Origin of the sequence: Amaricoccus tamworthensis, from assembly GCF_049800875.1 — a bacterium.
In the GTDB taxonomy this organism is placed as follows: domain Bacteria; phylum Pseudomonadota; class Alphaproteobacteria; order Rhodobacterales; family Rhodobacteraceae; genus Amaricoccus; species Amaricoccus tamworthensis.
On sequence record NZ_JBNAFV010000001.1, the window covers coordinates 548991 to 575080 of the forward strand.

Below are 26090 nucleotides of genomic sequence, written 5' to 3' on the forward strand. Positions count from 1 at the left end.
CCCCTTCCCTGAAACGAGATTAAGGTTGTTAGAATGAACCAGGAAATCACGAACCCGTTTAACCCGGTCCAGCCCGTCCGCTCCTTCGACGAGATCAAAATCGCTCTGGCCTCGCCCGAGCGCATCCTGTCGTGGTCGTACGGAGAGATCAAAAAGCCGGAAACCATCAACTACCGCACGTTCAAACCCGAGCGTGACGGCTTGTTCTGCGCTCGCATTTTTGGACCGATCAAGGACTACGAATGCCTGTGCGGCAAATACAAGCGGATGAAGTACCGCGGCGTTGTCTGCGAAAAATGTGGTGTTGAGGTTACCCTCCAGAAAGTGCGCCGCGAGCGTATGGGCCACATTGAGCTGGCGTCGCCCGTTGCACACATCTGGTTCCTGAAGTCCCTGCCCTCCCGCATCGGCCTGATGCTGGACATGACGCTTCGGGATCTGGAACGCATCCTGTACTTTGAGCAGTACACGGTGATTGAGCCCGGCCTCACGGACCTCACCGCCGGTCAGCTTCTGACAGAGGAGGAGTTCCTCGATGCCCAGGACCAGTACGGCGAGGACAGTTTCCGCGCCGGTATTGGTGCCGAGGCCATCCGCGAGATGCTCCAGGCCATCGACCTTGACGCCGAAGCCGAACAGCTTCGCGCCGATCTGGCCGAGGCCACCGGTGAACTGAAGCCGAAGAAGATCATCAAACGTCTGAAGCTGGTTGAAAACTTTCGCGAAAGCGGCAACCGCCCGGAATGGATGATCCTGACCGTGATCCCGGTCATCCCGCCCGAGCTGCGCCCGCTGGTGCCGCTCGACGGTGGTCGCTTCGCGACCTCGGACCTCAACGACCTATACCGTCGTGTGATTAACCGGAACAACCGTCTGAAACGGCTGATTGAGCTGCGCGCTCCGGACATCATTATCCGGAACGAAAAGCGTATGCTCCAGGAATCCGTTGACGCCCTGTTCGACAACGGCCGTCGTGGCCGTGTCATCACCGGCACCAACAAGCGTCCGCTGAAATCCCTGAGCGACATGCTCAAGGGTAAGCAGGGCCGTTTCCGTCAGAACCTTCTGGGTAAGCGCGTCGACTTCTCCGGCCGTTCGGTGATCGTGACAGGTCCTGAACTGAAACTGCATCAGTGCGGCCTGCCGAAGAAAATGGCGCTCGAGCTGTTCAAACCGTTCATCTATTCGCGTCTCGACGCGAAGGGTCTGTCCTCCACCGTGAAACAGGCCAAGAAACTGGTTGAGAAGGAACGCCCCGAGGTCTGGGACATCCTGGACGAGGTGATCCGCGAGCATCCGGTTCTTCTGAACCGCGCTCCGACGCTGCACCGTCTCGGCATTCAGGCGTTTGAGCCCGTTCTGATTGAGGGTAAAGCCATCCAGCTTCATCCGCTGGTGTGCTCGGCCTTTAACGCTGACTTCGACGGCGACCAGATGGCCGTGCACGTTCCCCTTTCGCTGGAAGCCCAGCTTGAGGCCCGCGTGCTGATGATGTCGACGAACAACGTTCTGTCGCCGGCAAACGGTAAACCGATCATCGTGCCGTCGCAGGACATGATTCTGGGTCTCTACTACCTGTCGATCATGCGTGAGGGACAGATTGGTGAGGGCATGACCTTTTCCTCAATCGAGGAGGTCGATCACGCCCTGCATACCGGTCTTGTGAACCTGCACTCCAAAATCAACGCCCGCGTTCAGCAGGTTGATGAGGAAGGCAACATCGTCTCCAGGCGGTTCGAGACCACACCGGGCCGTCTGCGCCTCGGCTCCCTTCTGCCGATGAACTACAAGACGCCGTTCGACATCGTGAACCGCCTCCTCCGCAAGAAAGAGGTTGGTGAGGTCATCGACACGGTGTACCGCCACTGCGGCCAGAAGGAGAGCGTGATCTTCTGTGACCAGATCATGACGCTCGGCTTCACCGAGGCGTTCAAGGCCGGCATTTCCTTCGGTAAGGATGACATGGTCATCCCCGACAGCAAATGGCCGATCGTGGATGGCACCCGGGCACAGGTGAAAGAGTTCGAACAGCAGTACATGGACGGCCTGATCACCCAGGGCGAAAAGTACAACAAGGTTGTCGACGCCTGGTCGAAATGTTCGGACAATGTGGCTGACGCCATGATGGGCGAAATCAGCGCCGTGCGCGTTGACGATGCCGGTGTCGAGCAGGAACCGAACTCGGTCTACATGATGGCCCATTCCGGTGCCCGTGGTTCGCCCGCACAGATGAAACAGCTTGGCGGTATGCGCGGCCTCATGGCCAAACCGTCCGGTGAGATCATCGAGACGCCGATTGTGTCGAACTTTAAGGAAGGCCTGACCGTTCTGGAGTACTTCAACTCCACCCACGGTGCCCGTAAGGGTCTGGCCGATACGGCTCTGAAAACGGCGAACTCCGGGTACCTGACGCGTCGCCTGGTCGACGTGGCTCAGGACTGCATCGTGAAGATCAACGACTGTGGTACGGACAAGTCGATCACCGCCCGTGCGGCAATTGCCGATGGTGAGGTGGTTTCGTCGCTTTCCGAGCGCATCCTGGGCCGTGTTGCGGCCGAGGACGTTCTCGATCCGAAGACGAAAGAGCCGATCTTCCGTGAGGGTGACCTTATCGACGAGCGCGCCGCCGACATGATCGAGGATGCCGGTGTCATCGAAATGCAGATCCGCTCCCCGCTGACCTGTGAGGCCGATGACGGTATCTGTGCGCAGTGCTACGGTCGCGACCTGGCCCGCGGTACCCGTGTAAACCCAGGCGAGGCCGTTGGTATCATCGCGGCACAGTCCATCGGTGAGCCCGGCACGCAGCTGACGATGCGGACCTTCCACATCGGCGGCATCGCGCAGGGCGGCAGCCAGTCGTTCCTTGAGGCAACCCAGGCCGGTAAACTCACCGTCCGCAATGCGAACATCCTCACCAACGACGTGGGTGAGCGCATTGTTATGTCGCGTAACACCGAGATCGTCATCATCGACGAGAACGGCGTTGAGCGCGCGGTGCACAAGCTGGGCTACGGTACCAAGCTGCTGGCGTCCGAGGGTCAGGAGATCAAACACGGTGACAAACTCGCCGAGTGGGACCCCTACACCCTGCCGATCATCGCGGAGAAAGCCGGTGTGGCGAAGTTCGTTGACCTCACGGCCGGCATCTCGGTCCGTGAGGAAACCGACGACGCAACCGGCATCAGCCAGAAGATCGTGTCTGACTGGCGTGCCGCGCCCAAGGGCAACGAACTCAAACCCGCGATCATCGTCATGGATCCGGCAACGGGTGAACCGGTACGCCTCGACAACGGCAACCCGGAAACCCACGCCATGTCCGTGGACGCCATTCTCTCCGTGGAGGACGGTCAGGAACTGAAACCGGGTGACGTGGTTGCACGTATCCCGCGTGAAGGCGCCAAAACCAAGGACATCACCGGTGGTCTGCCGCGTGTGGCCGAACTCTTTGAGGCCCGCCGTCCAAAAGATCACGCGATCATCGCCGAAATCGATGGTCATGTGCGCTTCGGCAAGGACTTCAAGAACAAGCGCCGCATCGCGATCGACCCGGTCGAGGAAGGTCTGGAAACCATTGAGTACATGGTTCCCAAGGGCAAACACATCCCCGTGCAGGAAGGCGACTTCGTGCAGAAGGGCGAGTACATCATGGACGGCAACCCTGCCCCGCATGACATTCTCGCAATTATGGGTGTGGAGGCTCTGGCCGACTACATGATCGACGAGGTGCAGGAGGTCTACCGTCTGCAGGGCGTGAAGATCAACGACAAGCACATCGAGGTGATCGTGCGCCAGATGCTGCAGAAGTGGGAGGTCTCAGAGTCTGGTGGCACCACCCTGCTGAAGGGCGAACAGGTCGACAAGCTTGAGTTCGAGGAAGAGAACGAAAAGGCCATTGCGGCCGGGCGTCAGCCCGCCAAAGGTGGCCCGATCCTTCTTGGTATCACCAAGGCGTCGCTGCAGACCCGGAGCTTCATCTCGGCGGCCTCCTTCCAGGAAACCACGCGTGTTCTCACCGAGGCGTCCACCCAGGGCAAACGTGACCGCCTGATTGGTCTGAAGGAAAACGTAATCGTGGGCCGTCTTATCCCGGCGGGTACCGGTGGCGCGACCCAGTCCGTCAAGCGGATCGCGGCGGAGCGTGACAACAAGATCATCGAGGAGCGCAAGGAGGAGGCTGTTGCCGCCATCGAGCACAACCCCGATGCCGCGTTTGACGCTCCGGCCGATCAGGTCTCGGAACCGGTTGGGTTCTCCGACGACTGATCGATCCGCGCTGATCAAATGAAAACGGAAAAGCCGCCTGACCTTCGGGCGGCTTTTTCTTTGCCGTCACAATTTCGCAAGTGACCGCTCGTGACTGGACTGACACTGGCATTACCCCTGCCCGGCCTGTAGGGTCTGGCAAAACACTCTAGCGGCAGCCGCCGACCGCAGCACGATTTCAGGAGAATATGCCAATGAAACAGACCCTGAGCGCCCTTGGCCTTGTGTTCTCCCTCGGGCTTGCCGCCGCACCCGCCACGGCGCAGGAGTTGACGCCGGAAGAGGTCAAACAGCTGGCGCTGGAAGCCATTCTGGAAAACCCGGAAATCATCATGCAGGCGGTTGAAATCCTGCAAAGCCGCGAAAACGAGGCGCAGCAACTTGAGGCTGAAGAGGTCCTGACCAGCCGCCGCGACGAGCTCGAAAACGATCCAAACGCCCCGGTTCTTGGCAACCCGGAGGGCGATGTCACCGTAGTGGAGTTCTTCGATTACAACTGCCCCTACTGCAAACGCTCCGTGCCGACCGTGACGGAACTGCTGAACAATGACAGCAACGTGCGCCTCGTTCTGCGGGAATGGCCCATCCTGGGAGCGGAATCCGTTTTGGCCTCCCGCGCCGCCCTCGCCGCCCGGGAACAGGGCAAATATGAGGAAATGCACAACGAGCTTATGGCGCTCAATGGTCGCGCCACAGAGACCACCATCATGGAAGCCGCCGAACGCGCCGGGCTCGACACGGAACAGCTTCGCACCGACATGGAAGCGCCGGAAATAGACGAACATTTCAACCAGTCCGCCGCACTGGCCCGCGCGCTTGGGTTCTCGGGGACGCCGTCCTTCGTCATCGGCGATGAACTGGTGCCCGGATTTGTTGAGCTTGGCGTGCTTGAGGAACTGGTCGAAGCCTCCCGAACCTCCGGCTGAACCGGTACGCCTTCGGCATTTGCGCCGACACCTCTCTGGCCATGGCCGTCGGAATCGCCTATTCGGAACAAAATAATTCCGGGATTACTCATGGGTCGCATACTGATCACGTCGGCGCTGCCGTACATTAATGGCATCAAGCATCTGGGCAATCTGGTGGGCAGCCAGCTGCCGTCGGATGTCTATGCCCGTTTTGCCAGAGCACGCGGTCACGAGGTGCTGTTCATCTGTGCCACGGACGAGCACGGCACCCCGGCCGAGCTTGCCGCGGCAAAGGCCGGTGAGGCCGTCGCCGACTACTGCGCGCGCATGTGGCAGGTCCAGAAGGATATCGCGGACGGATTTCGCCTTTCCTTCGACCATTTTGGACGTTCGTCCTCATCCCGCAACCATCACCTGACGCAGCATTTCGCCGGTCGCCTGGCGGATGCCGGGCTGATTGAGGAGGTTTCCGAAAAGCAGGTCTATTCCAAAGCCGACGGCCGCTTCCTGCCCGACCGCTACATCGAGGGCACCTGCCCCAACTGCGGTTACGAGCGCGCCCGCGGCGACCAGTGCGAGAACTGCACCAAGCAGCTCGATCCCACGGATCTGATCAATCCGCGCTCCGCCATCTCCGGCTCCACCGATCTGGAAGTACGCGAGACCGGCCACCTTTATCTGCGCCAGTCCCAGCTCCGCGACCGCCTGCGGGAATGGATCGACAGCAAAACAGACTGGCCCATCCTGACCACCTCCATTGCAAAGAAGTGGCTCGATGACGGCGATGGGCTCCAGGATCGAGGCATCACCCGAGACCTCGACTGGGGCATCCCGGTGAAAAAAGGCGACGCCGACTGGCCCGGCATGGAAGGCAAAGTCTTCTACGTCTGGTTCGACGCGCCGATTGAGTACATCGCCGCCTCTGCCGAATGGGCCGACGCAACAGGCCAGGGTGACGCGGCCTGGGAACGCTGGTGGCGTACCGATAAAGGCGCGGACGACGTGCGTTACGTCCAGTTCATGGGAAAGGACAACGTCCCCTTCCACACGCTGAGCTTCCCGGCGACCGTCCTCGGCTCCGGTGAGGACTGGAAGCTTGTCGATTACATCAAGTCGTTCAACTACCTGAACTATGACGGCGGCAAATTCTCGACCTCCGAGGGTCGTGGCGTCTTTATGGACCAGGCGCTCGACATCCTGCCATCCGACTACTGGCGCTGGTGGCTGATGGCCAACGTGCCGGAAAGCTCTGACAGCAACTTTACCTGGGAAGCCTTCCAGGCGGGCGTGAACAAGGATCTGGCGGACGTGCTGGGCAATTTCGTGAGCCGCGTCACCAAATTCGCACGCTCTCGGTTTGAGGAAAAAGTCCCAGACACAGGCGAGTACGGACCAGACGAACAGGCCCTGATCGAAGACCTGACCCGCCGTCTCAAGGCCTATGAGACCCACATGGAAGCCATCGACCTGCGCAAGGGCGCGCAGGAGTTGCGCGGCATCTGGGCCGCAGGAAACGAATACCTTCAGGCAGCGGCTCCCTGGGCGCTGTTCAAAACCGACCCGGACCGGGCGGGCGCGATTGTGCGCTTCTCGCTGAACCTCGTGCGCTTCTACGCCGTACTCTCGCAGCCCTTCATCCCCGACGCCTCCCGCGCGATGCTCGACGCGTTTGATGGCGAGGACTTTGCCTGGCCGGAAGACGTGAGTGCAGCGCTGTCGTCGCTGACACCGGGATCGGCGTTTACCACTCCGGAAGTGCTCTTCGCCAAAATCACCGACGACGCCCGCGAGGAGTTTTCCACCCGCTTCGCCGGAACGGCCTGACCGCGCAGACCCGATGTTCCCGATCCGCGACCACAACCCGTCCGGCCGCACCCCCTACGTGACCTGGGGACTGATCGCGGTGAACATTCTGGTCTTCGTGATCATGTGGCCCAGCTACTCGAACGGTCCGGAAATATCCCGGATCCTCGCCAACTGGGCCCTCGTGCCCGGCATCGTTAGCGAGGGCGGCAGCCCGGCAACCTTCCTGACCTCGATGTTCATGCATGGGGGTCTAATGCACCTGGTGGGCAACATGCTGTTCCTGTGGATCTTCGGGGATAACATGGAGGACCAGTTCGGCCACCTGCCGTTCCTTGGTTTCTACATTGCGTCGGGCATCGGTGCTGCGCTGGCACAGTACCTTCCCGACCCGACATCCTTGGTCCCGATGGTCGGGGCCTCCGGCGCGATCGCCGGGGTCATGGGCGGATACCTTCTGCTGTTTCCCAAGGCACGCGTTGATATCATCATCATCCTGATCATTTTTTTCCGCACCTTTACACTTCCCGCTTGGATCGTTCTTGGCGTCTGGATCGGTATGCAGACATTCTCGGGCCTGTCCACTTTTGGTGCGGCGGGCGGCGGCGTGGCTTACCTTGCCCATATTGGCGGTTTCGTCGCGGGGCTGGTTCTGACCATTCCATGGTGGCTTCGCCAGGGCGGCCCGGCTTACTGGAGCTGCACACACGGCACCCCACCACACCCCGAAGCCGAATACCCCTGGCGGAAAAGCACCATCCCCCAGGTGCCGCGCCGGAAAAGATAACACTGATACCGCGCTGTCTTGCGGAGCGGTTCCGGCCCGTGCTACCCAAGGTCCAATCCGTTGGGGGGCCTTTTCTGAAGGCTGAGAGGTGTCAGACACCGACCCATCGAACCTGATCCGGCCAATACCGGCGTAGGGAACGGATGTTGGGCTCACGCCCGCAGTCCCTCCCAACACGGTTTTGTCCGGACATCCGAAAGGAAGGACACCGGGACCCGTGTTTGACGAAGCCGAAGACAGCGACGAACCGTCCGAAAATAACGACGGCGAAAGCGGTTTTCCCGCGCGCTTCTACCCCATCTTCCCCGCCTCCGAGTGGCTGGAATACCTTTTGCCCGTGGGCATCAAAATGGTGCAACTGCGTCTGAGGGACATGCCCGAGGAGGACATGCGCGAGGAAATCCGTCGCAGCGTAGACCTCTGCGACAGCTACAACGCCACCCTCGTCGTCAATGACCACTGGGAGCTTGCCATTGAGGAGGAGGCCCCCTTCGTGCATCTCGGACAGGAGGATCTCGACGACGCCGACATCCACGCGATCCGCTCCGCCGGCATCCGCCTCGGGATCAGCACCCGCGACCATCTCGATCTCGACCGGGCCCTGATGCTGGAACCCGACTACATTACGCTCGGACCGATCCATCAGTCCAAAACCCGGCACGGCTACCCGCTTGGGCTCGAGCCGATTGCCGAGTGGAAGGAACTGATCGGCCACGTACCTCTTTGCGCCGTGGGCGGCATCACCCTCAAACGCGCCGCCGCCGTGTTCGACGCGGGTGCGGACATGGTCGCGGTCACAACGGACATCACCGGCCATGACGACCCCGAACTGCGGGTCCAGGAATGGCTCGAAAAAACCGAATAACCGGGTCCTCCCGGCGGCCCACCTCACATCCCAGGATTAAGACATGAACAAAACCCTCGTGACACTGCTGGCCCTTGGCCTTGCGACGCCCGCCGCCGCCCAGGACAAAATGACCGTCATCCTCGACTGGTTTGTAAATCCCGATCACGGGCCGATCATCATTGCGGAGGAGAACGGCTATTTCGAGGAAGCCGGCCTTGAAGTCGAGGTAATCGCCCCGGCCGACCCCGCCGACCCGCCGAAAATGGCGGCCGCCAACCAGGCCGAACTGGCCGTGTCCTATCAGCCGCAGCTCCACATGCAGATCCACGAGGGCCTGCCCCTGAAACGCGTGGGCACCCTGATCAGCACGCCACTGAACTGCCTGCTGACCCTGGAGGACGGCCCGATCGAAACCCTCGCGGACCTCAAGGGCCGGAAGGTCGGCTATTCCGTCGCCGGTGTTGAGGAGGCTCTTCTGGGCGCCATGCTCGCCAATAATGGCCTGACGCTGGATGATGTTGAACTGATCAACGTCAACTGGTCCCTTTCGCCTGCGCTCATGTCCGGACAGGTCGATGCGGTCATCGGCGCCTTCCGGAATTTCGAGCTGAACCAGATGGAAATCGAAGGCGTTCCCGGCACCTGCCACTTCGTTGAGGAGGAGGGTCTGCCGACCTATGAGGAACTGATCTACGTGGCTAATCCCGACACGATGGATGCCGACATGATCGGCCGTTTCCTCGCCGCCACGGAACGTGCCACACAGTACATTCTGAACCACCCGAAAGACTCCTGGGAGACCTTCGCCGCCACATCGGCCGAACTTCAGAACGAACTGAACGAAAAGGCCTGGGTCGACACCTATCCCCGGTTTGCCACACGACCCGCTGCAATGGATGCAGGCCGGTATGAGGCGTTTGAGGCGTTCCTGCACGAATACGAACTCATCCCCGGCATCAACCCGGTAGACGCCATCAGCGTCGACATCACCGCACAATGACGCCCGATTACGGCGTTGCGGTCTCCCGGTGGCGCGACGCCGCCGGGCAGGCCTGGACCGACTATACCCGCCACGCCTTTGTGGCAGGACTGGGCGACGGCACCATGCCGGAGACGTGCTTTTTGCATTACCTGCGCCAGGACTGGATATTCCTGAAACATTTCTCCCGGGCCTGGGCGCTCGCAGCCGTCAAGGCCGACACCATCGCGGAAATCCGCGCGGCCACCGCGACGCTCAATGCCCTAATCAACGAGGAAATGCGCCTGCACGTGGAAATCTGCGCCGCCGCCGGCATATCGCAGGCCGACCTGGAAGCGACGACCGAGGCTCCGGAGAACATGGCCTACACGAGGTTCGTTCTGGAAGCCGGTTTTTCGGGTGATTTTCTCAACCTGCTTGCCGCGCTTGCGCCCTGTGTTCACGGATACGGAGATATCGGCCTGCACCTGAAATCCACGAGGACCTCCGACCGCTATGCGGAATGGATCGACACCTATGCCGGAGACGACTACCAGGCGGTCTGTGTTGAGGCGGGTCAGCTGATCGACACGGCTTTGGCCAACCGCCTCGGACCCGACTGGCCCAGCCTTCCCTGCGCCAGCGCACTTGCCGACACGTTCGCCAGTGCAACCCGGTTGGAGGTGGGTTTCTGGGACATGGGCCTGCGCGCCCCGTGACGGAAGCACCCGCAGTCACGGTCGAAGGTTCGGCGCGGATATCCGGGCAGCCTCTGTTCGGCCCCCTGCGCCTTGAGATGGCCGCCGGATCGTGGACCTGTCTGCTCGGCCCCTCCGGAGTGGGCAAATCAAGCCTGCTCCGCCTCGTTGCGGGCCTGGGCTCGGGAATTGATTTCGTCGGCACCCTCGCGGCCAATGACGGTGAACCGCTTGAGGGCCGAATTTCCTACATGGCCCAGGATGATCTGCTCTTCCCCTGGCTGACGGTCCTCGAAAATACCCAGCTTGGCGCCCGACTGCGCCGCGAGACGCCGGATCCGGCCCGCGCGATGAACATGCTTGAGCGGGTGGGCCTGTCCGACCACGCGTCAAAACGCCCCGCCCAGCTGTCCGGCGGTCAAAAACAGCGCGTGGCACTTGCCCGCACCCTGATAGAAGACCGGCCCATCGCCCTGCTGGACGAGCCTTTCTCGGCACTGGACGCGCGTACCCGCGCCGAAATGCAGGATCTTGCCGCTAGGCTTCTCGCCGGTCGCACCGTTCTGCTCGTTACTCACGAACCGGGCGAGGCAGCACGTCTGGGCCACAAAATAGTCGTGATGAACGAAACGGGCCTGCAATCGACTTCTGGACCCAAAAGCGACCCCGTCCGTGCAATTACCGGTGCGGAGACCCTGTCGCTTCAATCTGAACTCCATGAACTTCTGATGGCCCGGCCATGACCACACTGCGCAACGGCCTCATTTCCACCGCACTGGCCATATTCCTCTGGTGGCTGCTGGTGGCCCTGACCGGCCTGCCACCATTCATTCTGCCATCACCGGAGCGGGTGGCCACCGCTCTCTGGACCTCCCGCGTGACAATCGCCGAAAACGCGGTCGTCACAATTGCAGAGGTTCTGATCGGTCTCGTCCTCGGGGCGGTGCTCGGCGCGCTGACAGCCATCATGCTGGCGACATTTCCACTCGCCCGCACCCTTGTTCGCCCGATCCTCGTGTTTTTCCAGGCCGTCCCCGTCTTCGCGCTCGCACCGATTCTGACGCTCTGGCTCGGTTACGGTATTCTGTCGAAACTGGTGATGACGCTCATTATCATTTTCTTCCCGGTGACATCCGCGTTCTATGACGGTCTGACCCGTACACCCCAGGGGTTCCTCGACCTCGCCCAGGTCATGCGGGTCACCCCGACCCAGGTCATGCTGCGCATCCGCATACCAAACGCGCTCCCGTCGCTGGCATCCGGCCTCCGCCTCGCAGCCGTCTACGCGCCCATCGGCGCCGTCATCGGCGAATGGGTCGGTGCCTCAAAAGGTCTCGGCTACCTGATGCTCCTGTCAAACGGCCGCGCCCAAACGGACGTGATGTTCGCGGCCCTGATCGTGCTGGCGGGATTCACGGTCCTGCTGCACTGGACCGTCGACCGCATGGCCGAACGCCTGACCCGACACTACGCCCCGGATCAAAATTAAAAAACGGCGCGGACCAAAAAACCCCACGCCGTTTGGCATTCCTCAGTTGATGGAAACTTCCAGCGGCTCAAGACCCTCAAAAGTTGCGACCAGCTTGTCGCCGGGTACCACAGGTCCAACGCCGGACGGCGTGCCGGTCAGGATCACATCGCCTGGGCAAAGCTCAAAATACTCGGACAGGCGCGAAATGATCTCCGGCATCCGCCATATCAGCAGGGACACATCCGAATCCTGCTGCGTTTCACCATTGACCTTCAGCTTGATCTTGCCTTTCTCGATTTTACCGGTCTCGGACACCGGCGTAATCGGCCCCACCGGGAATGAGCGGTCAAACGCTTTGGCAATCTCCCAAGGGAAGCCCCCGCCCTGAATGTCGCGACGGGTCATGTCGAGACCAACGGCATATCCCCAAACGTGATCCAAAGCCTCAGATTCGGGAATATTGCTGCCGCCACTGCCCAGCGCCATCACCAGTTCAACCTCGTAATGAAAATCCTTCGTTTTTCCCGGATAGGGAATGATCGAACCGGACGAAACCACCGCATCCGCCGGCTTCTGGAAGAACAACGGCGGATCGCGGTCCGCGCTCCCACCCATTTCCTCCACGTGAGCCACATAGTTGCGTCCGATGCAGTAAACCCTGCGGACCGGAAATGCCTTGTCCGAGCCTTTGACCGGAATTTCCGCCTGTTTTTGGGGACTTATGACATACTCGCTCACGGGCGATCCTCCTGTTGGAATGATTTGGCCCTGAAGCGGGCGAGCACAGCCTTATCACAGATTATAGCTCCCTCAATACAGATAATATATTATTTTGTATTTGACTAACCATCGTGCATACACAAGGGTACCCCCATCCGCGTCGTTCACCCGCGACGGCACGGGCCAAAAATCGGGCGCACAGCGTCTCAAAAAGGGAGGGAACCTATGAAAGGGAAAACCAAATTTACGCTGATGGCGGCGCTGATGGCTTCGGCCACATGGACCGGCGCAGCCTCGGCACAGACGACAGAGTTGACGATCGTTTTGCCAAATCCGTCAGCGATCAACAATTTTCCACTACACGTTGCGGAGGGTGAGGGCTACCTGGCCGAAGAAGGTCTTTCCGTCAACGTCGAGGCGGTAAACGGCTCGGCCTCAGTGCTGCAACTTATGGCCTCCGGTCAGGCCGACATCGGCCAGCCCGGGCCCGCACCTCTACTCGGCGCACGTGCGCGGGGTGAGGATGTGGTATTCATTTACAACCACTTCTCCCGTTCGATCTTTGGCCTTGTTGTACCCGAAGAGTCGGAGGCCCAGGCTCCCGCCGATCTGGCCGGAACCGTCGTAGGTGTGGGGACCGCCGACGGAGCCGAAGTCGGCTTTGCAAGGGGCATCCTTGGCGACGCGGGTCTTAAAGAGGGCGACGATTACGAATTCCTCGCCATTGGCGACGGCGGCACCGCCGTAGCCGCATTTCTCAATAAAGAGGTGGAGGCCTACTCAGCCGCAGTGTCGGATGCCGCGATCATCTCCTCACGTGGAGTGCCACTGCGCGAAATCACCCCGGAGGAGTATCTTGGTTATTTTGGGAATGGCTGGGCCGTGACCCGCGAATTTCTCGAAAATAACCGCGAAGCCATCGAGGGCTTTGGACGTGCAATGGTCAAGGGCACGATCTTCGGTCTAAACCCGGATAACCTTGAAGCCACGCTCGCCCACACAACCACGGCCAACCCACAGGAAGGCGAGGATCAGGAATTTGCCAAAGCCCTGTTCGCCGCAATCCAGAGCCGGGTGATTCCCGTGGACCTCGACGATCCATATGGCTATCAACCGCCACAGGCGTGGGAAGACTGGCATGACGTGCTGGTTTCAAGCGGAGAGCTTGAGGCCCCCATGGATGATCTCGAAAGCGCCTACACTAACGAGTTCGTCGACACCTGGAACGCGGTTGAATAATTGACCGGAACCGCCGCAACCGAAATACGTCAACAGGTCGCCCAACGCGGGCGGCCTGTCTACCAGCTTCGTAACGTCACAAAATCCTACGGCCTCGGCAAGATCAAGGCGCTTGACCCGGTTAGCGTCGATCTTCGCGAAGGCAGCTTTTCATCCGTAATCGGGCCTTCCGGCTGCGGAAAATCCACCCTGCTGAAGGTGATGGCCGGGCTCACGCCTCCCACTTCAGGCAGCGTCGTGCTCGAGGGCGACCCGGTCATGGGACCACGCCGCGAGATTGGCATGATGTTTCAGCAGGCTACCCTGTTCCCGTGGCTGACGGCGCTTGAAAACGTCATGCTGCCCATCACAATCCGGGACGGAAAACACGCGGCAAAATCTCAACAGGACGACGCGCGCGAACTTCTGGACCTTGTGGGACTGAGCGGCTTCGAGAACGTCTACCCCCGGCAGCTTTCCGGCGGAATGGCCCAGCGCGCAGCGATCTGTCGCATGCTGATCACCCGGCCGGAGGTATTGCTGCTCGATGAGCCTTTTAGCGCACTTGATGAACTCGTGCGCGATTTTATGAACATGGAGCTCCAGCGTATCTGCACCGCCCGCAACGCCACGGCGATGCTTATCACCCACTCCATCCCCGAAGCGGTGTTCCTGTCCGACACGGTCTACATCATGTCTCCCCGTCCCGGTCGGCTGACCGAGGAAATTCGGATCGACCTTCCGAGACCACGCAACCTCGACATGATGACCTCGCCGGAATTCGCCCTCTACGTCCGTTACATCCGTTCGAAACTGGACGAAGGAGCCCAGGTATGACCGACGCCACCTCATCAATACCGCAACGCCTCGGCCAACCTGTCGAGATTACCGATGAGACTTTTGACGAAACGGTCTGGACGGAGGAGGTCACATTCATCGACCGCATCCCGCGATCCATTGCCATGATCGGGCTCTTCGCGATCTTTCTCTTCATCTGGCAGATGGTCCACGCGTTCGCGATTGTGTCCCCCATCATCCTGCCCTCACCCGACGAAGTGGGCGCTGACATAGTCAAGGTTGGCAAGAACCTTATGAGCGGCGGTTACATGCTGGATGCCTTTTGGATCACTACCAAAGAAGTCCTGATCGGCTTTTTCTTCGCCATCGCCATTGGTTTTTCCCTCGGCGTCCTGGTGGGGGAAACCACCTTCGGGGAACGGGCTGTCCTGCCCTATCTGGTGGCCATCGACACGATGCCCAAGGTAGCCTTCGCACCGCTGTTCCTTGCATGGCTCGGTTTTGGCATCGCCTCAAAAGTTGCTCTCGCCGCTTTCATCGCCACCTTCCCGATTGTGGTCGGCACTGCCGCCGGTCTCTACGCGGCGGATGAAAATGCGCGCATGCTGTTCCGGTCCCTCGGCGCCAGTCGCTGGCAGACGCTCTTTCGCATGAAGATCCCCGCCGGCTTGCCCCACATCTTCACCGGTCTGAAAATTGGTGCGGTAGGTGTCATGGCCGGTGCGATTACGGCGGAGTTTCTGGGCGGTGGCAAGGGATTTGGCGAACTTATCCGCGTGGCGGCCTCACAGTTGCAGACCCCGCGCGTTTTTTCGCTCATAATTTACCTAAGTCTGCTCGGTTTTGCCCTGTTTTGGACTGTCGTGTGGGTCGAAAGACGCCTCGTCTTCTGGCACCAGTCGAGCGTCACGGGTATTGGTGACCGCTAGGCCACTGCCATAACAGGACAGCGAACCATATAAATGCAAAACCCGGCTAAAACGCGCGACGAGAAACTGACTGCGGCCACTTCCGTCTATCATGCCATCAAGACGGACATCATCCGTGGCACGCTCTCGCCGGGGCACAAGCTGAGGATCGACCAGATCGCGGCACGGTACCAGGTGGGCACCAACCCGGTGCGCGAGGCGCTGAACCGGCTCTCCTCCGAACGCATGGTCGACCGCGAGGATCTGCGTGGTTTTTTCGTGCCTCCCATTTCGCGCGAGCATTTCCGCGAACTGGTGAAAACCCGCTGCTGGCTGGAAGGAAAGGCGCTGGAAGAATCCATTCGTAACAGGACCGTCGAGTGGGAGGAAAACGTAATCCTCGCCAACCACCGTCTGAAACGGACCAGTCTCGTGTTTGCTGACGATCTGCCGGAGGGCAGCAATCCACCGGACAACAGTGAGTGGGAAGACCTGCACCGTGCCTTTCACGTCACGCTGATTTCGAACTGCGGATCAGCTTCGCTTCTTCGGTTCTGCGATGAACTGATGACACAGATCGAACGCTACCGTTTTATTTCCATGTCGAACAGCTATCCCCGCCGTCAAAGCGGAAACGAACACCAGGGCATTGTGGACGCCACACTTGACGGCGACATTGACCTCGCAGTCAAACGTCTCACCGATCAGTACAAACTGACCCTCGCAATTTTCGAGAAGGTCACGGCCATCGACGAGACCGACTGACGGTCGATTTCAGGAGCATCTCAACTTGGAAATACAGGTCATCCTTGCGCTTGCGGCTGTCCTTCTCGCCGCCGGCGCCGTTGTTGGCGTGCTTGCGGGGCTTTTTGGTGTTGGCGGCGGAGCAATTTCAGTTCCCGTCCTCTACGAGACATTTGGCATCATGGGTGTATCCGAGGACATCGCCATGCCCATGGCGGTGGGCACGTCGCTTTGCATCATCATTCCGACCTCGATCCAATCCGCCCGCGGCCATTTTTTGCACGGTGCGGTCGACATGAACCTCCTGCGCACCTGGGCGTTCCCCGTTCTCGCCGGTGTACTCATCGGTGCGGTCATTGCCAAATTCGCCAACCCCTGGGTGTTCCAGCTGGCCTTCGTGCTCGTGGCCACCACCACCGCGACCAGACTTCTTCTCGGCGGCAAAAACTGGAGGGTCGCGGAAAGCCTGCCCGCCAGATCGGTTTTGAGCGTCTACGGCGCAATTGTCGGTTTTTTGTCGTCCCTCATGGGCATCGGGGGCGGTGCCCTGTCCAATCTTATCCTGAGCCTGCACGGCTATCCCATTCACCGCGCCATCGCCACCTCCGCGGGCGTCGGCGTCCTGATTTCGATACCCGGGACCATCGGCTATATGATCGCCGGATGGGGCAAGCCTGGCCTTCCGCCCGACGCACTCGGGTTCATATCACTGCTCGGTTTCATCTTTCTGGTACCAACATCCCTGCTCACCGCCCGCATCGGCGTACGCTTTGCCCACAGCCTGTCAAAACGAAGGCTCGAAATGCTGTTTGGCGGATTTCTCCTGCTCGTGTCCCTGCGTTTTGCATTCGAACTGGCTGGATTCTGACCGTGTCCATACCTCAGCGCCCGCAATTTCGGAGGTACGCCATCCAACTAAAATAAAGCATTGCCAAAACCCGTACTGATGCGTGTAATCTGTTGAGGTCGCAATTAACGCGACGATCCGCCGGCCAATGAACCGGTACATAGGATTTCCAGGGAGGAAATAATGAAGCACTTCACAAAACGAACACTCGTGTCCGGCATTCTGGCCGCATCCATGCTGACCGGCGTGGCCAAGGCACAGGACCTGACCATCGCGTCATCCATGCCCGCACTCGAGTTCCCGTTCTTCGTCCATATGCAAAAATCCCTCGCGGCTGCAGCCGAGGCGACCGGCGGCATTGCCCTCATTGAAACGGACGGCCAGAACTCCTCAACCAAACAGACCGGTGACGTGGAGGCCGCTATCATCCAGGGCGTCGACGGCATCATCATCAGCCCGATTGACGCGGTCGCAATGGCCCCGGCTCTGCAACAGGCGGTTGAAGCCGGCATTCCTGTCGTGACCATCGACCGTCGCGTGGAAGGCGTGGACGGCATCATCAGCCATGTGGGCGCCGATAACGTCAAGGGCGGCGAGGCCCAGGCAAACCTGATTATAGACATGTTCCCCGATGGCGCGCGCATTGTGAACCTGCAGGGACAGCCCGGCGCCAGCCCGGCCATTGACCGCAACCAGGGGGTTCACAACATCCTCGACAGCATGTCCGACAAATACGAGTTCGTGGCCGAACAGACCGCCAACTTCGCGCGCGAACAGGGCGCATCGGTGACCGAGGCCATTCTTGCCGGTCTCGACTCACCCCCGGACGTGATTGTTGCCGCCAATGACGACATGGCGCTTGGTGCGCTTCAGGTGGTCCAGGAACAGGGTCTCGACATCGCCATTCTCGGCTTTGACGCCCTGCCCGAGGCGCTTGGCTCCGTGCGCGACGGCGGCCTGACCGCGACCACCGAACAGTTCCCCGGTGGCCAGACCGAAAAGGCCCTTGAGGTTCTGCTCGCCCACCTGCAGGGCGAAAGCGTTGAGCCACTCATTCTGCTCAATCCGATCATGATTACATCCGAGAACCTCGACCAGTCCGAGCGTATCGGCGAGGTACAGTAATCATTCCCCGGTTTCCGGGCCGCCATGCGCGTGGCCCGGAAACGTCCGAACCCGGATTCCAGAACCCATGACATCATCACTCCGTCCGCCCGATCCGGCCACACGGTTCGACATGTTTCAGTTCGTCGCGAAATACGCGGCACCGCTGTTTCTGCTGCTCCTTATTCTCGTTTTTGCCCTGCTTGAGCCGCGCTTCCTTCATCCGCTTAACGTGCTCAACGTGCTGCGCCAAGTCTCGATATCCGGCCTTATCGCCATCGGCATGACCTTTGTGATCCTGACCGCGGGTATTGACCTCTCCGTGGGATCCCTGCTGGCACTTGCGGGTCTTGTCTGCGCCTATGTCTCCAAGGGCGGAACCGGCGACCGCTTCGCGCTCGGGGCGGCCGAAACCGTGGGCTCGCCCGTGTTTGTCGCGGCCCTTGCCGCCATTGCCGTGGGTCTCGTCGGCGGCGCCCTTCAGGGCCTCGCCATTACAAGGCTCAGGGTGCCGCCCTTCGTGGTAACACTGGGCGGACTGACCGCATTTCGGGGTGCCGCTTTGCTGTTTTCCGGCGGCGGACCGATCTCCGGGTTTGAACCCGATTTCACATGGTGGGGCCAGGGCCGCATCGGTTCCGTTCCCGTACCGGTCATCATCTTCTTTATCGCGGCCATCGCCGCACATCTGGTCCTGCGCTACACACCTTACGGAAAACACGTCTACGCCACCGGCGGCAACGCCCGCGCTGCGCAGCTCAACGGGGTGAACACCGGCTGGATCATGGTCAGTGTCTACATGATCAGCGGATTTTTCTGCGGTCTCGCCGCGTTCCTGCTTTCCGCCCGCCTCAACTCCGCGGAAGCCGTGGCGGGATCGGGGCTTGAACTCACCGTCATTGCCTCAGTTGTCATCGGTGGCACATCCCTCTTCGGCGGTATAGGCTCGATCTTTGGCACTGTCATCGGCGCGCTCCTGATCGGCGTGCTGACCAACGGTCTGGTCCTCCTGAACGTTTCCTCCTTCATTCAGCAGATCCTGATTGGCCTGATTCTGGTGGCGGCCGTCGCGCTCGACCAGTTCGCGCTCGGGCGGAGGAACGCCTCATGACCACGCCACTTCTCGAACTGCGCGGCGTGTCCAAACGCTTCGGCGGCATCCACGCCCTGGAACATATCGACCTGTCGCTTTATGCCGGTGAAACCATCGGCCTGATGGGTGACAACGGTGCGGGCAAGTCCACCATGGTCCGCATTATCGCCGGCAACTTTCAGCCCTCCACCGGCCAGTTGTTGATCGATGGCAAGGACGTCAGTTTCACGCACAGCACCGACGCCCGTGACCAGGGCATCGAAGTTGTCTACCAGGACCTCGCGCTTTGCGACAACCTGACCGCTGCCGACAACGTGTTTCTCGGACGCGAGATCAAACGCGGTATCTGGCCGTTTCAGTGGCTCGACTACGGCACCATGGCCAAACGCGCCGGCGAGTTGTTTGCAGAACTGAAATCCGAGACCCGCCCCCGTGACGAGGTGCGGCAAATGTCCGGCGGTCAGCGCCAGGCTGTCGCCATTGCCCGCACAAGGCTTTCAGAGTCGCGCATTGTCCTGATGGACGAGCCCACCGCCGCCATTTCCGTGCGCCAGGTGGCGGAGGTCCTCGAACTCATCCGCCGACTGAAGGACCAGGGGATCACCGTCGTCCTCATCAGCCACCGCATGCCGGACGTCTTCACCGTCGCGGACCGTCTCGTCGTCCTGCGGCGCGGGACCAAGGTCGCGGACAAGAAGATCGTGGATTCGTCCCCCGAAGAAGCCACCGGCCTGATTACGGGAGCCATCGAAACCGCATAAAAAGGCCCTTGCCCGGCGTCACCGCCGGGCAAAACCTCCCAGGGACTAAAGCCCCATGCAGTTCGCGTAATACGTCACCGTCGCGGGCCAGTCGGAAAACACTCCGACAACGCCCACATCCTGCGCCAGAACGTGCAGCAGTTCGTAGTAGTCCCCGTCACTGTCAATCGCGTCCGCGACCGTGCGGAAATACCACCCGCCCCCATTCGCCAGCGGTCCGGAGCGTTCCAGCGTCCAGGTGATGACACTCATGCCGGCCTCCTGCGCCGCCATGGCCAGCGCGTTCGGAACCATCTCGCCCGCATCGTCAAGCGTGACCAGCATCCACATGGGCGGCGCGATGTAGTTCACTCCCATAGTTTTCAGCTCTTCCATTGAATGCGGCCAGGTGCCCGGGTCGTTGGGATCGTAGCGAGGGTCGGCATACTCATCCATCAGGTACACCGCCTGCTTGCCGAACCCGGGCTCGTTTTCGATCCAGTAGAGCACGTCATCGAGGTCAAAACTTTGCGCCCATACACGCGACGGATCGATCCCCGCCGCCCGGTACTCATCAATCAAAGCCTGCGCGTAATCCTCACGCGAATACCCCTCGAAGGGCATCTCCACCTCGGGTGTCTTCAACTCCGGCGTGAAGTCCGCGCCGAGACTGTCGAACAGCGCGATTGACTCCGCATGTGTCATCAACTCCGCCCCATCGGCATAGAGCGTCGTGCGCCACGGCGCGACACCGCCCTGATACGCCTCGGGCGTTGTGGCTGTCGGATCAGACGAGTCCATCTTCGGCGTCAGTGTCTGGAACTCGGCAAGCGTAATGTCGCTGGTCAGACATTCCGCCACCGCGTCCTCACCGCCCTGCGCCGGGGAAAACGGCGTCGAACATTTGCCGGCCAGATCAGTGGTCAGGATATTGGTCGTCGTATGCAAATCGTTCTGCGCATGGCGGCAGACCAGTTCCTGATCCTTCGTAAACGTCACGTCGCATTCCAGAATGCCCGCCCCCTGCCGCGCCGCGGCGCGGTTGGCCTGCACGGTATGCTCGGGAAACATCAGGGACGCGCCGCGGTGACCAATCGAAAATCTCGTGCGCTCCGGGGTCTGCCACTGACAGGCCAGCAGCGTGTCTTTCAACTCGCCATCCTCCAGCCGGTCGATCAGATATGCCGGCCGCTCACCATAGCTCATGAACTGCCCGGCCACATCATTTTGGGCATAACCCGCAAGGGGAAATCCGGCGACCAGCGCCACAACCATTGAATACTTCAAAGCCATTCCCCTCAGTGGATTTTCCCGAAAGGGTCACACCGGAGTCGCCCCGAACACAAGCAAAACTTTCACGACAGTGAAACCGGAAATGGAGCGCGCCATCGGCTCACCCGACATGGCGGCCAAACGGGACAATTCCCGGAACCTTCAGAGACAATGGTATTAAACGCTGTTTACCAACAAAGGTTTTTCGGCGTGATAAAATCAATTTTCTAAAATAAATACGAGCATTCAGTACAGTCCGTACAATGAAAGCGGGAAAGTAAATATGGCCACACATGATTTCGATGCCATCATCAATATTGTTAATGATCGCTCCGGCGACTCCGTTTACTTTAACGGAAACAGCAGACTGCACATCACCGCAGCTGAAGGTGCCGGCTTTGAATATGAGTACAAAAAGAAAAGCAACGGCCTTTATCCCGTAAAATACGAAGCCGAGGGCTACAGCTTCGAGGTCGATGGCCTTCAGCTTACGGATTTCGACGTCAAAATTGAATTTGGCTGGGTCCGCGTCGATGGCGGCGACAAAACCACACTGATGGTTCTGAGTTTCGAGAAGTTTGACATTAATGACGAGCAGGAGGAGGTCATCGTCGCCGTCAGGCTCGATGGCAAATCCCTTCCGAAGGTCAAAAACGCAAAACAATTCGACGATCTTGAGGACCGGATCACCCACCAGGGTGGATATTCTTCCGGCGATTACCGGCCGGGCCAGGTCATCGAATGGTCCGAATTCGGCGCAGCGAAAACCTCCCAGGCCGATGTGATCAGCGGCACGAACGGCAGGGACACCCTGCTCGGCGGGCGGGGCGAGGACATCTTTTGGGCCAGCAAAAAGGACGACCACATCGACGGCGGCTCGGCCTGGGACGAGGTGGTCTATGCTCACGAAAAATCGTCGATTGAAGCCAATCTAAAATATGGATGGGTCCGGGGCGAAAGCGTCGGAGAGGACACGCTCGTATCTATCGAATCCATCGTCGGCACCCGGTACCATGACCGGATGATCGGCGGCAACAAAGACGACTACTTCGCTGGCCTCAAAGGCAACGACACCATGAAGGGTGGAAACGGCAGCGATCACGTCCGCTATAACCATGAACACGAATTCGGCGGCAAAAACGGCATCAAAGCGGATCTGGAAAAGGGTAAGGTAAAGGATACCTTCGGGAAGACCGACCGGCTGGACTCCATTGAGAATATCGACGGCTCCGTATTCGATGACAAAATCAACGGCAACGACGACGCCAACCGCCTGCGCGGTCGCGACGGCGACGACCGCCTGAACGGAGAAAAGGGCAAGGACGCTCTCTATGGCGGTGAAGGCAACGACACCCTCAAGGGCGGTGGCGGCCGGGACGAACTATACGGTGAAAGCGGCAAGGACCGGCTTTATGGAGACGGCGGCGACGATGTCTTCGTCTTCTCCGACGGCTTCGGAAAGGACCGGATCTACGACTTCGACGCCAAGAGCAAAGGCGAAAAAATCGACCTGAGCGATGTCAGTTCCATAACCAGCTTCAGGGACCTCGAAAAGAACCACCTGACGCAGGATGGCGACGACCTTGAGATTTCAGCCGGCGGGTCGCACAGGATCACGCTGATTGATGTCGACCTGCGCCACATCGACGCTTCAGACTTCCTGTTTTAGTATTTCACGGAGGGTGGCGGAGCATTGAGCCGGCCACCCGCCGCAATCCTCCGCGAAATCAGAAATCGAGGTTCTCAACGCTTAGCGCGTTGTTCTGGATAAACTCACGCCGCGGTTCGACCTCGTCGCCCATTAGGCGGGTGAATACCTGATCCGCCTCGTCGAACTGGTCGACCTGAACCTGAAGAAGCGTCCGCGCATCTGGGTCCAGCGTGGTTTCCCACAGCTGCTCCGGGTTCATTTCACCGAGACCCTTGTACCGCTGCAGCGTCAGACCCTTCTCGCCCTCGGCCACGACCGCCGCCAGAAGCTCAGTGGGCGCATAGATCGCCTGCCCACGCTCCTTGCGCACCAGATGCGCGACATCCGAGTAAATCTCCTGAATGCTCTCCGTGAGTTTCGCGAGCTTCCGCGCCTCGGCGGAGCGAAGCGCCCCGCCATCCAGCACGCGAACCTCATCCACACCCCGCAGCGTCCGCCAAAGCCGCAGGCCGCCATCCTGTGTCGGACGCCCCTGCCAGCCGCGCTCATATTCCAACGCAATCATGTCGAGGCGCGCCGCAACCCGGTCCGCCGTCCCCTGCGGATCGTCGTCCAGAACACCAGGCAACAACGCACCCGCAATCGTTGCCTGTTCCAACACGTGCCGCGAGTAATGCGTCGGGAATGCCTCAAGCGAAGATTTGACCTCGCGCGCCTCAGTCACCACCCGCGCAAGGTCGCCACCGGCCACAACCGATCCGTCCCCAAGCCGCAGCGACGCCCCGTCCAGGCCCTGATTGATCAGGTAGTCATCGAGCGCCGCCTGATCCTTCAGATAGACCTCGGACTTGCCCCGCGAGACCTTAAACAGCGGCGGCTGCGCAATATAAAGATAACCGCCCTCAATCAGCTCGGGCATCTGGCGGAAGAAGAACGTCAGCAACAGCGTCCGGATGTGTGCGCCATCGACGTCGGCGTCCGTCATGATCACCACCTTGTGGTAGCGCAGCTTGGAAATATCAAACTCGTCCCTCCCGATCCCGGTGCCCAGCGCCGTAATCAGTGTCCCGATCTCGTTGCTCGACAGCATCCGGTCAAACCGCGCGCGCTCCACATTCAGGATCTTACCTCGCAGCGGCAAAACCGCCTGGTTCGCCCGGCTCCGACCCTGCTTGGCCGAACCGCCCGCGCTGTCACCCTCCACCAGGAAAACTTCGGACTTGGCCGGGTCTTTCTCCTGGCAATCCGCGAGTTTCCCGGGCAGGTTCGCCACATCCATTGCCGTTTTGCGCCGCGTCAGCTCACGGGCTTTCCGCGCAGCCTCCCGTGCAACGGCCGCCTCAACGATCTTGCCGACGATATTGCGCGCCTCGGTGGGGTTTTCCTCAAACCACTCACCCAGTTTCTCGTTCAGCAGACCCTCAACGGCGGGCCGCACCTCCGACGAAACCAGCTTGTCTTTCGTCTGGGACGAGAACTTCGGATCCGGCACCTTCACCGACAAAACGCAGGTCAGCCCCTCTCGGGCATCATCCCCGGACAGGTTGACCTTCTCCTTGCGCGCCATGCCGCTGGTATTCGCATAGGCGTTGATCGTCCGCGTCAGAGCCCCACGGAACCCGGCCATATGTGTACCGCCATCCCGTTGCGGGATGTTGTTCGTAAACGGCAGCGTGTTCTCATAGTAGCTGTCGTTCCACCACATCGCGACCTCAATCCCGATGCCGTCACGCTCACCGGAGATGAAAATCGGCTCATCGAACAGCGGTGTCTTTGACCGGTCGAGGAAGCGCACAAATTCCCGCACACCGCCCTCATAGAGCATTTCCGTCTCTTCCGCCTGCGGCCCGCGCTCATCGCGCAGCAAAATCCGCACGCCGGAATTCAGGAACGCCAACTCGCGCAGCCGGTGCTCCAGTGTTTTGTAGACATAGTTCAGGTTTGAGAACGTATCCGTCGAGGCCAGGAACCGCACCTCGGTTCCCTTGCGACCCTCGGCCGGACCGACCTGGCGCAGATGCTCAACCGTGTCGCCCTTCTCAAACCGTGCGTAGTGTTCGAAACCGTCGCGCCAGATGCGCAGCTCCAGCCAGTCGGACAGGGCGTTCACAACCGACACACCAACGCCATGCAGACCGCCCGACACCTTGTAGGAGTTCTGGTCAAACTTACCGCCCGCATGAAGCTGGGTCATAATGACCTCGGCGGCTGACACGCCCTCTTCCTCATGGATGCCAACCGGAATACCACGGCCGTTGTCAGACACGCTGACGGAACTGTCCGCGTGGATTGTGACCGTCACCCGGTCCGCGTGACCGGCCAGCGCCTCGTCGATACCGTTATCGACGACCTCGTAAACCATGTGGTGCAGACCGGACCCGTCATCGGTGTCCCCGATATACATCCCAGGCCTTTTGCGCACGGCCTCCAGGCCCTTGAGAACCTTAATGGAATCCGCGCCATACTGATCATTTGCCTGGGTGTTTTCGGCCATCTTCAAATGTCCCTGTTAACCGTGTGTCACAATACCAGGACCAGCCGGGAATGTCACCCCAAAAATCCAAAGCCACGGCCCGGATTGCCGTTCATTTTCAAAAGGTTAACAACCCGAAATTGCACCTGTTTTTTCAGGCCGCGGCAACGATCGCCAGTGCCACCAGAACGAGTGCCACACCCGCCCCCAAATGGAGCCTGTACATGGCCTGCCGGTCCTTCAAAAACCGTCGCGTCCGGGCAAAAAGTGCCGACCAGGCAACGTTCCCCGTAAACGGAACAACCGCTGACACCGCACAGATCGCCGCCACGTCCCACACTGTCAGATCTGTCAGGTCAAAAAACCCAGGCAGCACGCCCACGTAAAACAGCATCGCCTTCGGGTTTCCGGCAATCACCATCAGACCGGCCATGAAACCGTCCCAGCCGCCCCGGTGGACCAGATCGCCCGACGCGGCCGTTTGCGCGGCACTGTCCGCCGAGCGGATCAGCCGCCAGCCCATCCAGGCCAAAATGCCCGCACCAAAAAACCGCAGCACGGTCAGAAGCCCTGCCCAAGCATTCACCGCCGCACCAACGCCAAGGAGCGCAATCAGCGCCCAGATCACATCCCCCACGGCCACGCCCAGGATCAGCGGCATCACGGCCCCCACGCCACCGGTTGCCGCCCGCGCGATCAACGCCGCCACAACCGGACCCGGTGTCGCGATCACAGCCGCCAGGGCCGCCGCATAGCTCAGCAGCCCAACCATCGTTAAGGACAT

General features: G+C 60.3%; 22 protein-coding genes and 1 riboswitch. Of the genes, 18 read left to right on the top strand and 4 right to left on the bottom strand.

What is annotated here, in order from left to right; genetic code table 11:
- The first annotated feature begins 33 nt into the window (after positions 1–33).
- The 9 genes from rpoC to ACP15P_RS02655 all read left to right on the top strand — a co-directional run bounded on the left by rpoC (position 34) and on the right by ACP15P_RS02655 (position 11756).
- Complete coding sequence (gene rpoC / locus ACP15P_RS02615) at positions 34–4266, top strand: DNA-directed RNA polymerase subunit beta' (RefSeq protein ID WP_424926934.1); 4233 nt, start codon at positions 34–36, stop codon at positions 4264–4266.
- Positions 4267–4460: 194 nt separating this feature from the next.
- Positions 4461–5192, top strand: coding sequence for a DsbA family protein (locus ACP15P_RS02620; protein ID WP_424926935.1), 732 nt, complete (start codon positions 4461–4463; stop codon positions 5190–5192).
- Between the two features lie 90 nt (positions 5193–5282).
- Positions 5283–6998: a methionine--tRNA ligase gene (gene metG, locus ACP15P_RS02625; RefSeq protein ID WP_424926936.1), complete on the top strand. Its 1716-nt coding sequence runs from the start codon at positions 5283–5285 to the stop codon at positions 6996–6998.
- 13 nt (positions 6999–7011) lie between these two features.
- Complete coding sequence (locus tag ACP15P_RS02630; RefSeq protein WP_424926937.1) at positions 7012–7764, top strand: rhomboid family intramembrane serine protease; 753 nt, start codon at positions 7012–7014, stop codon at positions 7762–7764.
- 51 nt (positions 7765–7815) lie between these two features.
- Positions 7816–7920: riboswitch (TPP riboswitch) on the top strand.
- A gap of 142 nt (positions 7921–8062) precedes the next feature.
- Positions 8063–8629 carry a thiamine phosphate synthase gene (locus ACP15P_RS02635; protein ID WP_424927293.1) on the top strand — a complete coding sequence of 189 codons (567 nt, stop codon included), beginning with the start codon at positions 8063–8065 and terminating at the stop codon, positions 8627–8629.
- Between the two features lie 43 nt (positions 8630–8672).
- The gene (locus ACP15P_RS02640; protein WP_424926938.1) at positions 8673–9611 is read left to right on the top strand and encodes an ABC transporter substrate-binding protein; all 939 of its coding nucleotides are present in this window, start codon (positions 8673–8675) and stop codon (positions 9609–9611) included.
- The gene (tenA, locus tag ACP15P_RS02645; RefSeq protein WP_424926939.1) at positions 9608–10288 is read left to right on the top strand and encodes a thiaminase II; all 681 of its coding nucleotides are present in this window, start codon (positions 9608–9610) and stop codon (positions 10286–10288) included. The genes ACP15P_RS02640 and tenA overlap by 4 nt, the downstream gene beginning before the upstream one ends.
- Positions 10285–11010, top strand: coding sequence for an ABC transporter ATP-binding protein (locus ACP15P_RS02650; RefSeq protein ID WP_424926940.1), 726 nt, complete (start codon positions 10285–10287; stop codon positions 11008–11010). Before tenA ends, ACP15P_RS02650 begins: the two co-directional genes overlap by 4 nt.
- Positions 11007–11756: an ABC transporter permease gene (locus tag ACP15P_RS02655; protein ID WP_424926941.1), complete on the top strand. Its 750-nt coding sequence runs from the start codon at positions 11007–11009 to the stop codon at positions 11754–11756. Before ACP15P_RS02650 ends, ACP15P_RS02655 begins: the two co-directional genes overlap by 4 nt.
- Positions 11757–11798: 42 nt before the next feature.
- On the opposite strand, the gene ACP15P_RS02660 is transcribed toward ACP15P_RS02655, so the two are convergent.
- The gene (locus ACP15P_RS02660; RefSeq protein WP_424926942.1) at positions 11799–12476 is read right to left on the bottom strand and encodes a fumarylacetoacetate hydrolase family protein; all 678 of its coding nucleotides are present in this window, start codon (positions 12474–12476) and stop codon (positions 11799–11801) included.
- 207 nt (positions 12477–12683) lie between these two features.
- On the opposite strand from ACP15P_RS02660, the gene ACP15P_RS02665 reads away from it, so the two are divergent.
- From ACP15P_RS02665 to ACP15P_RS02700, 8 genes are all read left to right on the top strand, one after another.
- The gene (locus tag ACP15P_RS02665; protein WP_424926943.1) at positions 12684–13697 is read left to right on the top strand and encodes an ABC transporter substrate-binding protein; all 1014 of its coding nucleotides are present in this window, start codon (positions 12684–12686) and stop codon (positions 13695–13697) included.
- Positions 13698–14513, top strand: coding sequence for an ABC transporter ATP-binding protein (locus tag ACP15P_RS02670; RefSeq protein WP_424926944.1), 816 nt, complete (start codon positions 13698–13700; stop codon positions 14511–14513).
- Positions 14510–15403, top strand: a complete 894-nt coding sequence (locus ACP15P_RS02675; RefSeq protein ID WP_424926945.1) for an ABC transporter permease — start codon at positions 14510–14512, stop codon at positions 15401–15403. Before ACP15P_RS02670 ends, ACP15P_RS02675 begins: the two co-directional genes overlap by 4 nt.
- Positions 15404–15436: 33 nt before the next feature.
- Positions 15437–16147 (top strand): GntR family transcriptional regulator, encoded by a 711-nt coding sequence (locus tag ACP15P_RS02680; RefSeq protein ID WP_424926946.1) that lies wholly within the window; start codon positions 15437–15439, stop codon positions 16145–16147.
- 25 nt (positions 16148–16172) lie between these two features.
- Entirely contained in the window at positions 16173–16994 is an 822-nt protein-coding gene (locus tag ACP15P_RS02685) for a sulfite exporter TauE/SafE family protein (RefSeq protein ID WP_424926947.1), read from the top strand.
- Positions 16995–17156: 162 nt separating this feature from the next.
- Positions 17157–18098 (top strand): substrate-binding domain-containing protein, encoded by a 942-nt coding sequence (locus ACP15P_RS02690; protein ID WP_424926948.1) that lies wholly within the window; start codon positions 17157–17159, stop codon positions 18096–18098.
- Positions 18099–18165: 67 nt separating this feature from the next.
- The gene (locus ACP15P_RS02695) at positions 18166–19188 is read left to right on the top strand and encodes an ABC transporter permease (protein ID WP_424926949.1); all 1023 of its coding nucleotides are present in this window, start codon (positions 18166–18168) and stop codon (positions 19186–19188) included.
- A complete protein-coding gene (locus ACP15P_RS02700) occupies positions 19185–19931 on the top strand; it encodes an ATP-binding cassette domain-containing protein (protein WP_424926950.1) in 747 nt (248 codons plus the stop codon). The genes ACP15P_RS02695 and ACP15P_RS02700 overlap by 4 nt, the downstream gene beginning before the upstream one ends.
- Positions 19932–19976: 45 nt before the next feature.
- Here ACP15P_RS02700 and ACP15P_RS02705 read toward each other — a convergent pair whose 3' ends face one another.
- Positions 19977–21116 (bottom strand): glycerophosphodiester phosphodiesterase family protein, encoded by a 1140-nt coding sequence (locus ACP15P_RS02705; RefSeq protein ID WP_424927294.1) that lies wholly within the window; start codon positions 21114–21116, stop codon positions 19977–19979.
- Positions 21117–21465: 349 nt separating this feature from the next.
- Between ACP15P_RS02705 and ACP15P_RS02710 the strand changes: the two genes are divergently transcribed.
- A complete protein-coding gene (locus ACP15P_RS02710; RefSeq protein WP_424926951.1) occupies positions 21466–22851 on the top strand; it encodes a calcium-binding protein in 1386 nt (461 codons plus the stop codon).
- A gap of 58 nt (positions 22852–22909) precedes the next feature.
- Here the strand turns inward: ACP15P_RS02710 and gyrB are convergent, their stop codons facing one another.
- Positions 22910–25327: a DNA topoisomerase (ATP-hydrolyzing) subunit B gene (gene gyrB / locus ACP15P_RS02715; RefSeq protein WP_424926952.1), complete on the bottom strand. Its 2418-nt coding sequence runs from the start codon at positions 25325–25327 to the stop codon at positions 22910–22912.
- A gap of 133 nt (positions 25328–25460) precedes the next feature.
- Positions 25461–26090, bottom strand: a complete 630-nt coding sequence (locus ACP15P_RS02720) for a LysE family translocator (protein ID WP_424926953.1) — start codon at positions 26088–26090, stop codon at positions 25461–25463.

Bases quoted from the DNA above. Each gene is read 5' to 3' on its own strand.
- rpoC (WP_424926934.1), top strand. From the start codon at position 34: ATGAACCAGGAAATCACGAACCCGTTTAACCCGGTCCAGCCCGTCCGC.
- ACP15P_RS02620 (WP_424926935.1), top strand. From the start codon at position 4,461: ATGAAACAGACCCTGAGCGCCCTTGGCCTTGTGTTCTCCCTCGGGCTT.
- metG (WP_424926936.1), top strand. From the start codon at position 5,283: ATGGGTCGCATACTGATCACGTCGGCGCTGCCGTACATTAATGGCATC.
- ACP15P_RS02630 (WP_424926937.1), top strand. From the start codon at position 7,012: ATGTTCCCGATCCGCGACCACAACCCGTCCGGCCGCACCCCCTACGTG.
- ACP15P_RS02640 (WP_424926938.1), top strand. From the start codon at position 8,673: ATGAACAAAACCCTCGTGACACTGCTGGCCCTTGGCCTTGCGACGCCC.
- tenA (WP_424926939.1), top strand. From the start codon at position 9,608: ATGACGCCCGATTACGGCGTTGCGGTCTCCCGGTGGCGCGACGCCGCC.
- ACP15P_RS02655 (WP_424926941.1), top strand. From the start codon at position 11,007: ATGACCACACTGCGCAACGGCCTCATTTCCACCGCACTGGCCATATTC.
- ACP15P_RS02665 (WP_424926943.1), top strand. From the start codon at position 12,684: ATGAAAGGGAAAACCAAATTTACGCTGATGGCGGCGCTGATGGCTTCG.
- ACP15P_RS02675 (WP_424926945.1), top strand. From the start codon at position 14,510: ATGACCGACGCCACCTCATCAATACCGCAACGCCTCGGCCAACCTGTC.
- ACP15P_RS02680 (WP_424926946.1), top strand. From the start codon at position 15,437: ATGCAAAACCCGGCTAAAACGCGCGACGAGAAACTGACTGCGGCCACT.
- ACP15P_RS02690 (WP_424926948.1), top strand. From the start codon at position 17,157: ATGAAGCACTTCACAAAACGAACACTCGTGTCCGGCATTCTGGCCGCA.
- ACP15P_RS02695 (WP_424926949.1), top strand. From the start codon at position 18,166: ATGACATCATCACTCCGTCCGCCCGATCCGGCCACACGGTTCGACATG.
- ACP15P_RS02700 (WP_424926950.1), top strand. From the start codon at position 19,185: ATGACCACGCCACTTCTCGAACTGCGCGGCGTGTCCAAACGCTTCGGC.
- ACP15P_RS02705 (WP_424927294.1), bottom strand. From the start codon at position 21,116: ATGAGCTATGGTGAGCGGCCGGCATATCTGATCGACCGGCTGGAGGAT.
- ACP15P_RS02710 (WP_424926951.1), top strand. From the start codon at position 21,466: ATGGCCACACATGATTTCGATGCCATCATCAATATTGTTAATGATCGC.
- gyrB (WP_424926952.1), bottom strand. From the start codon at position 25,327: ATGGCCGAAAACACCCAGGCAAATGATCAGTATGGCGCGGATTCCATT.
- ACP15P_RS02720 (WP_424926953.1), bottom strand. From the start codon at position 26,090: ATGTCCTTAACGATGGTTGGGCTGCTGAGCTATGCGGCGGCCCTGGCG.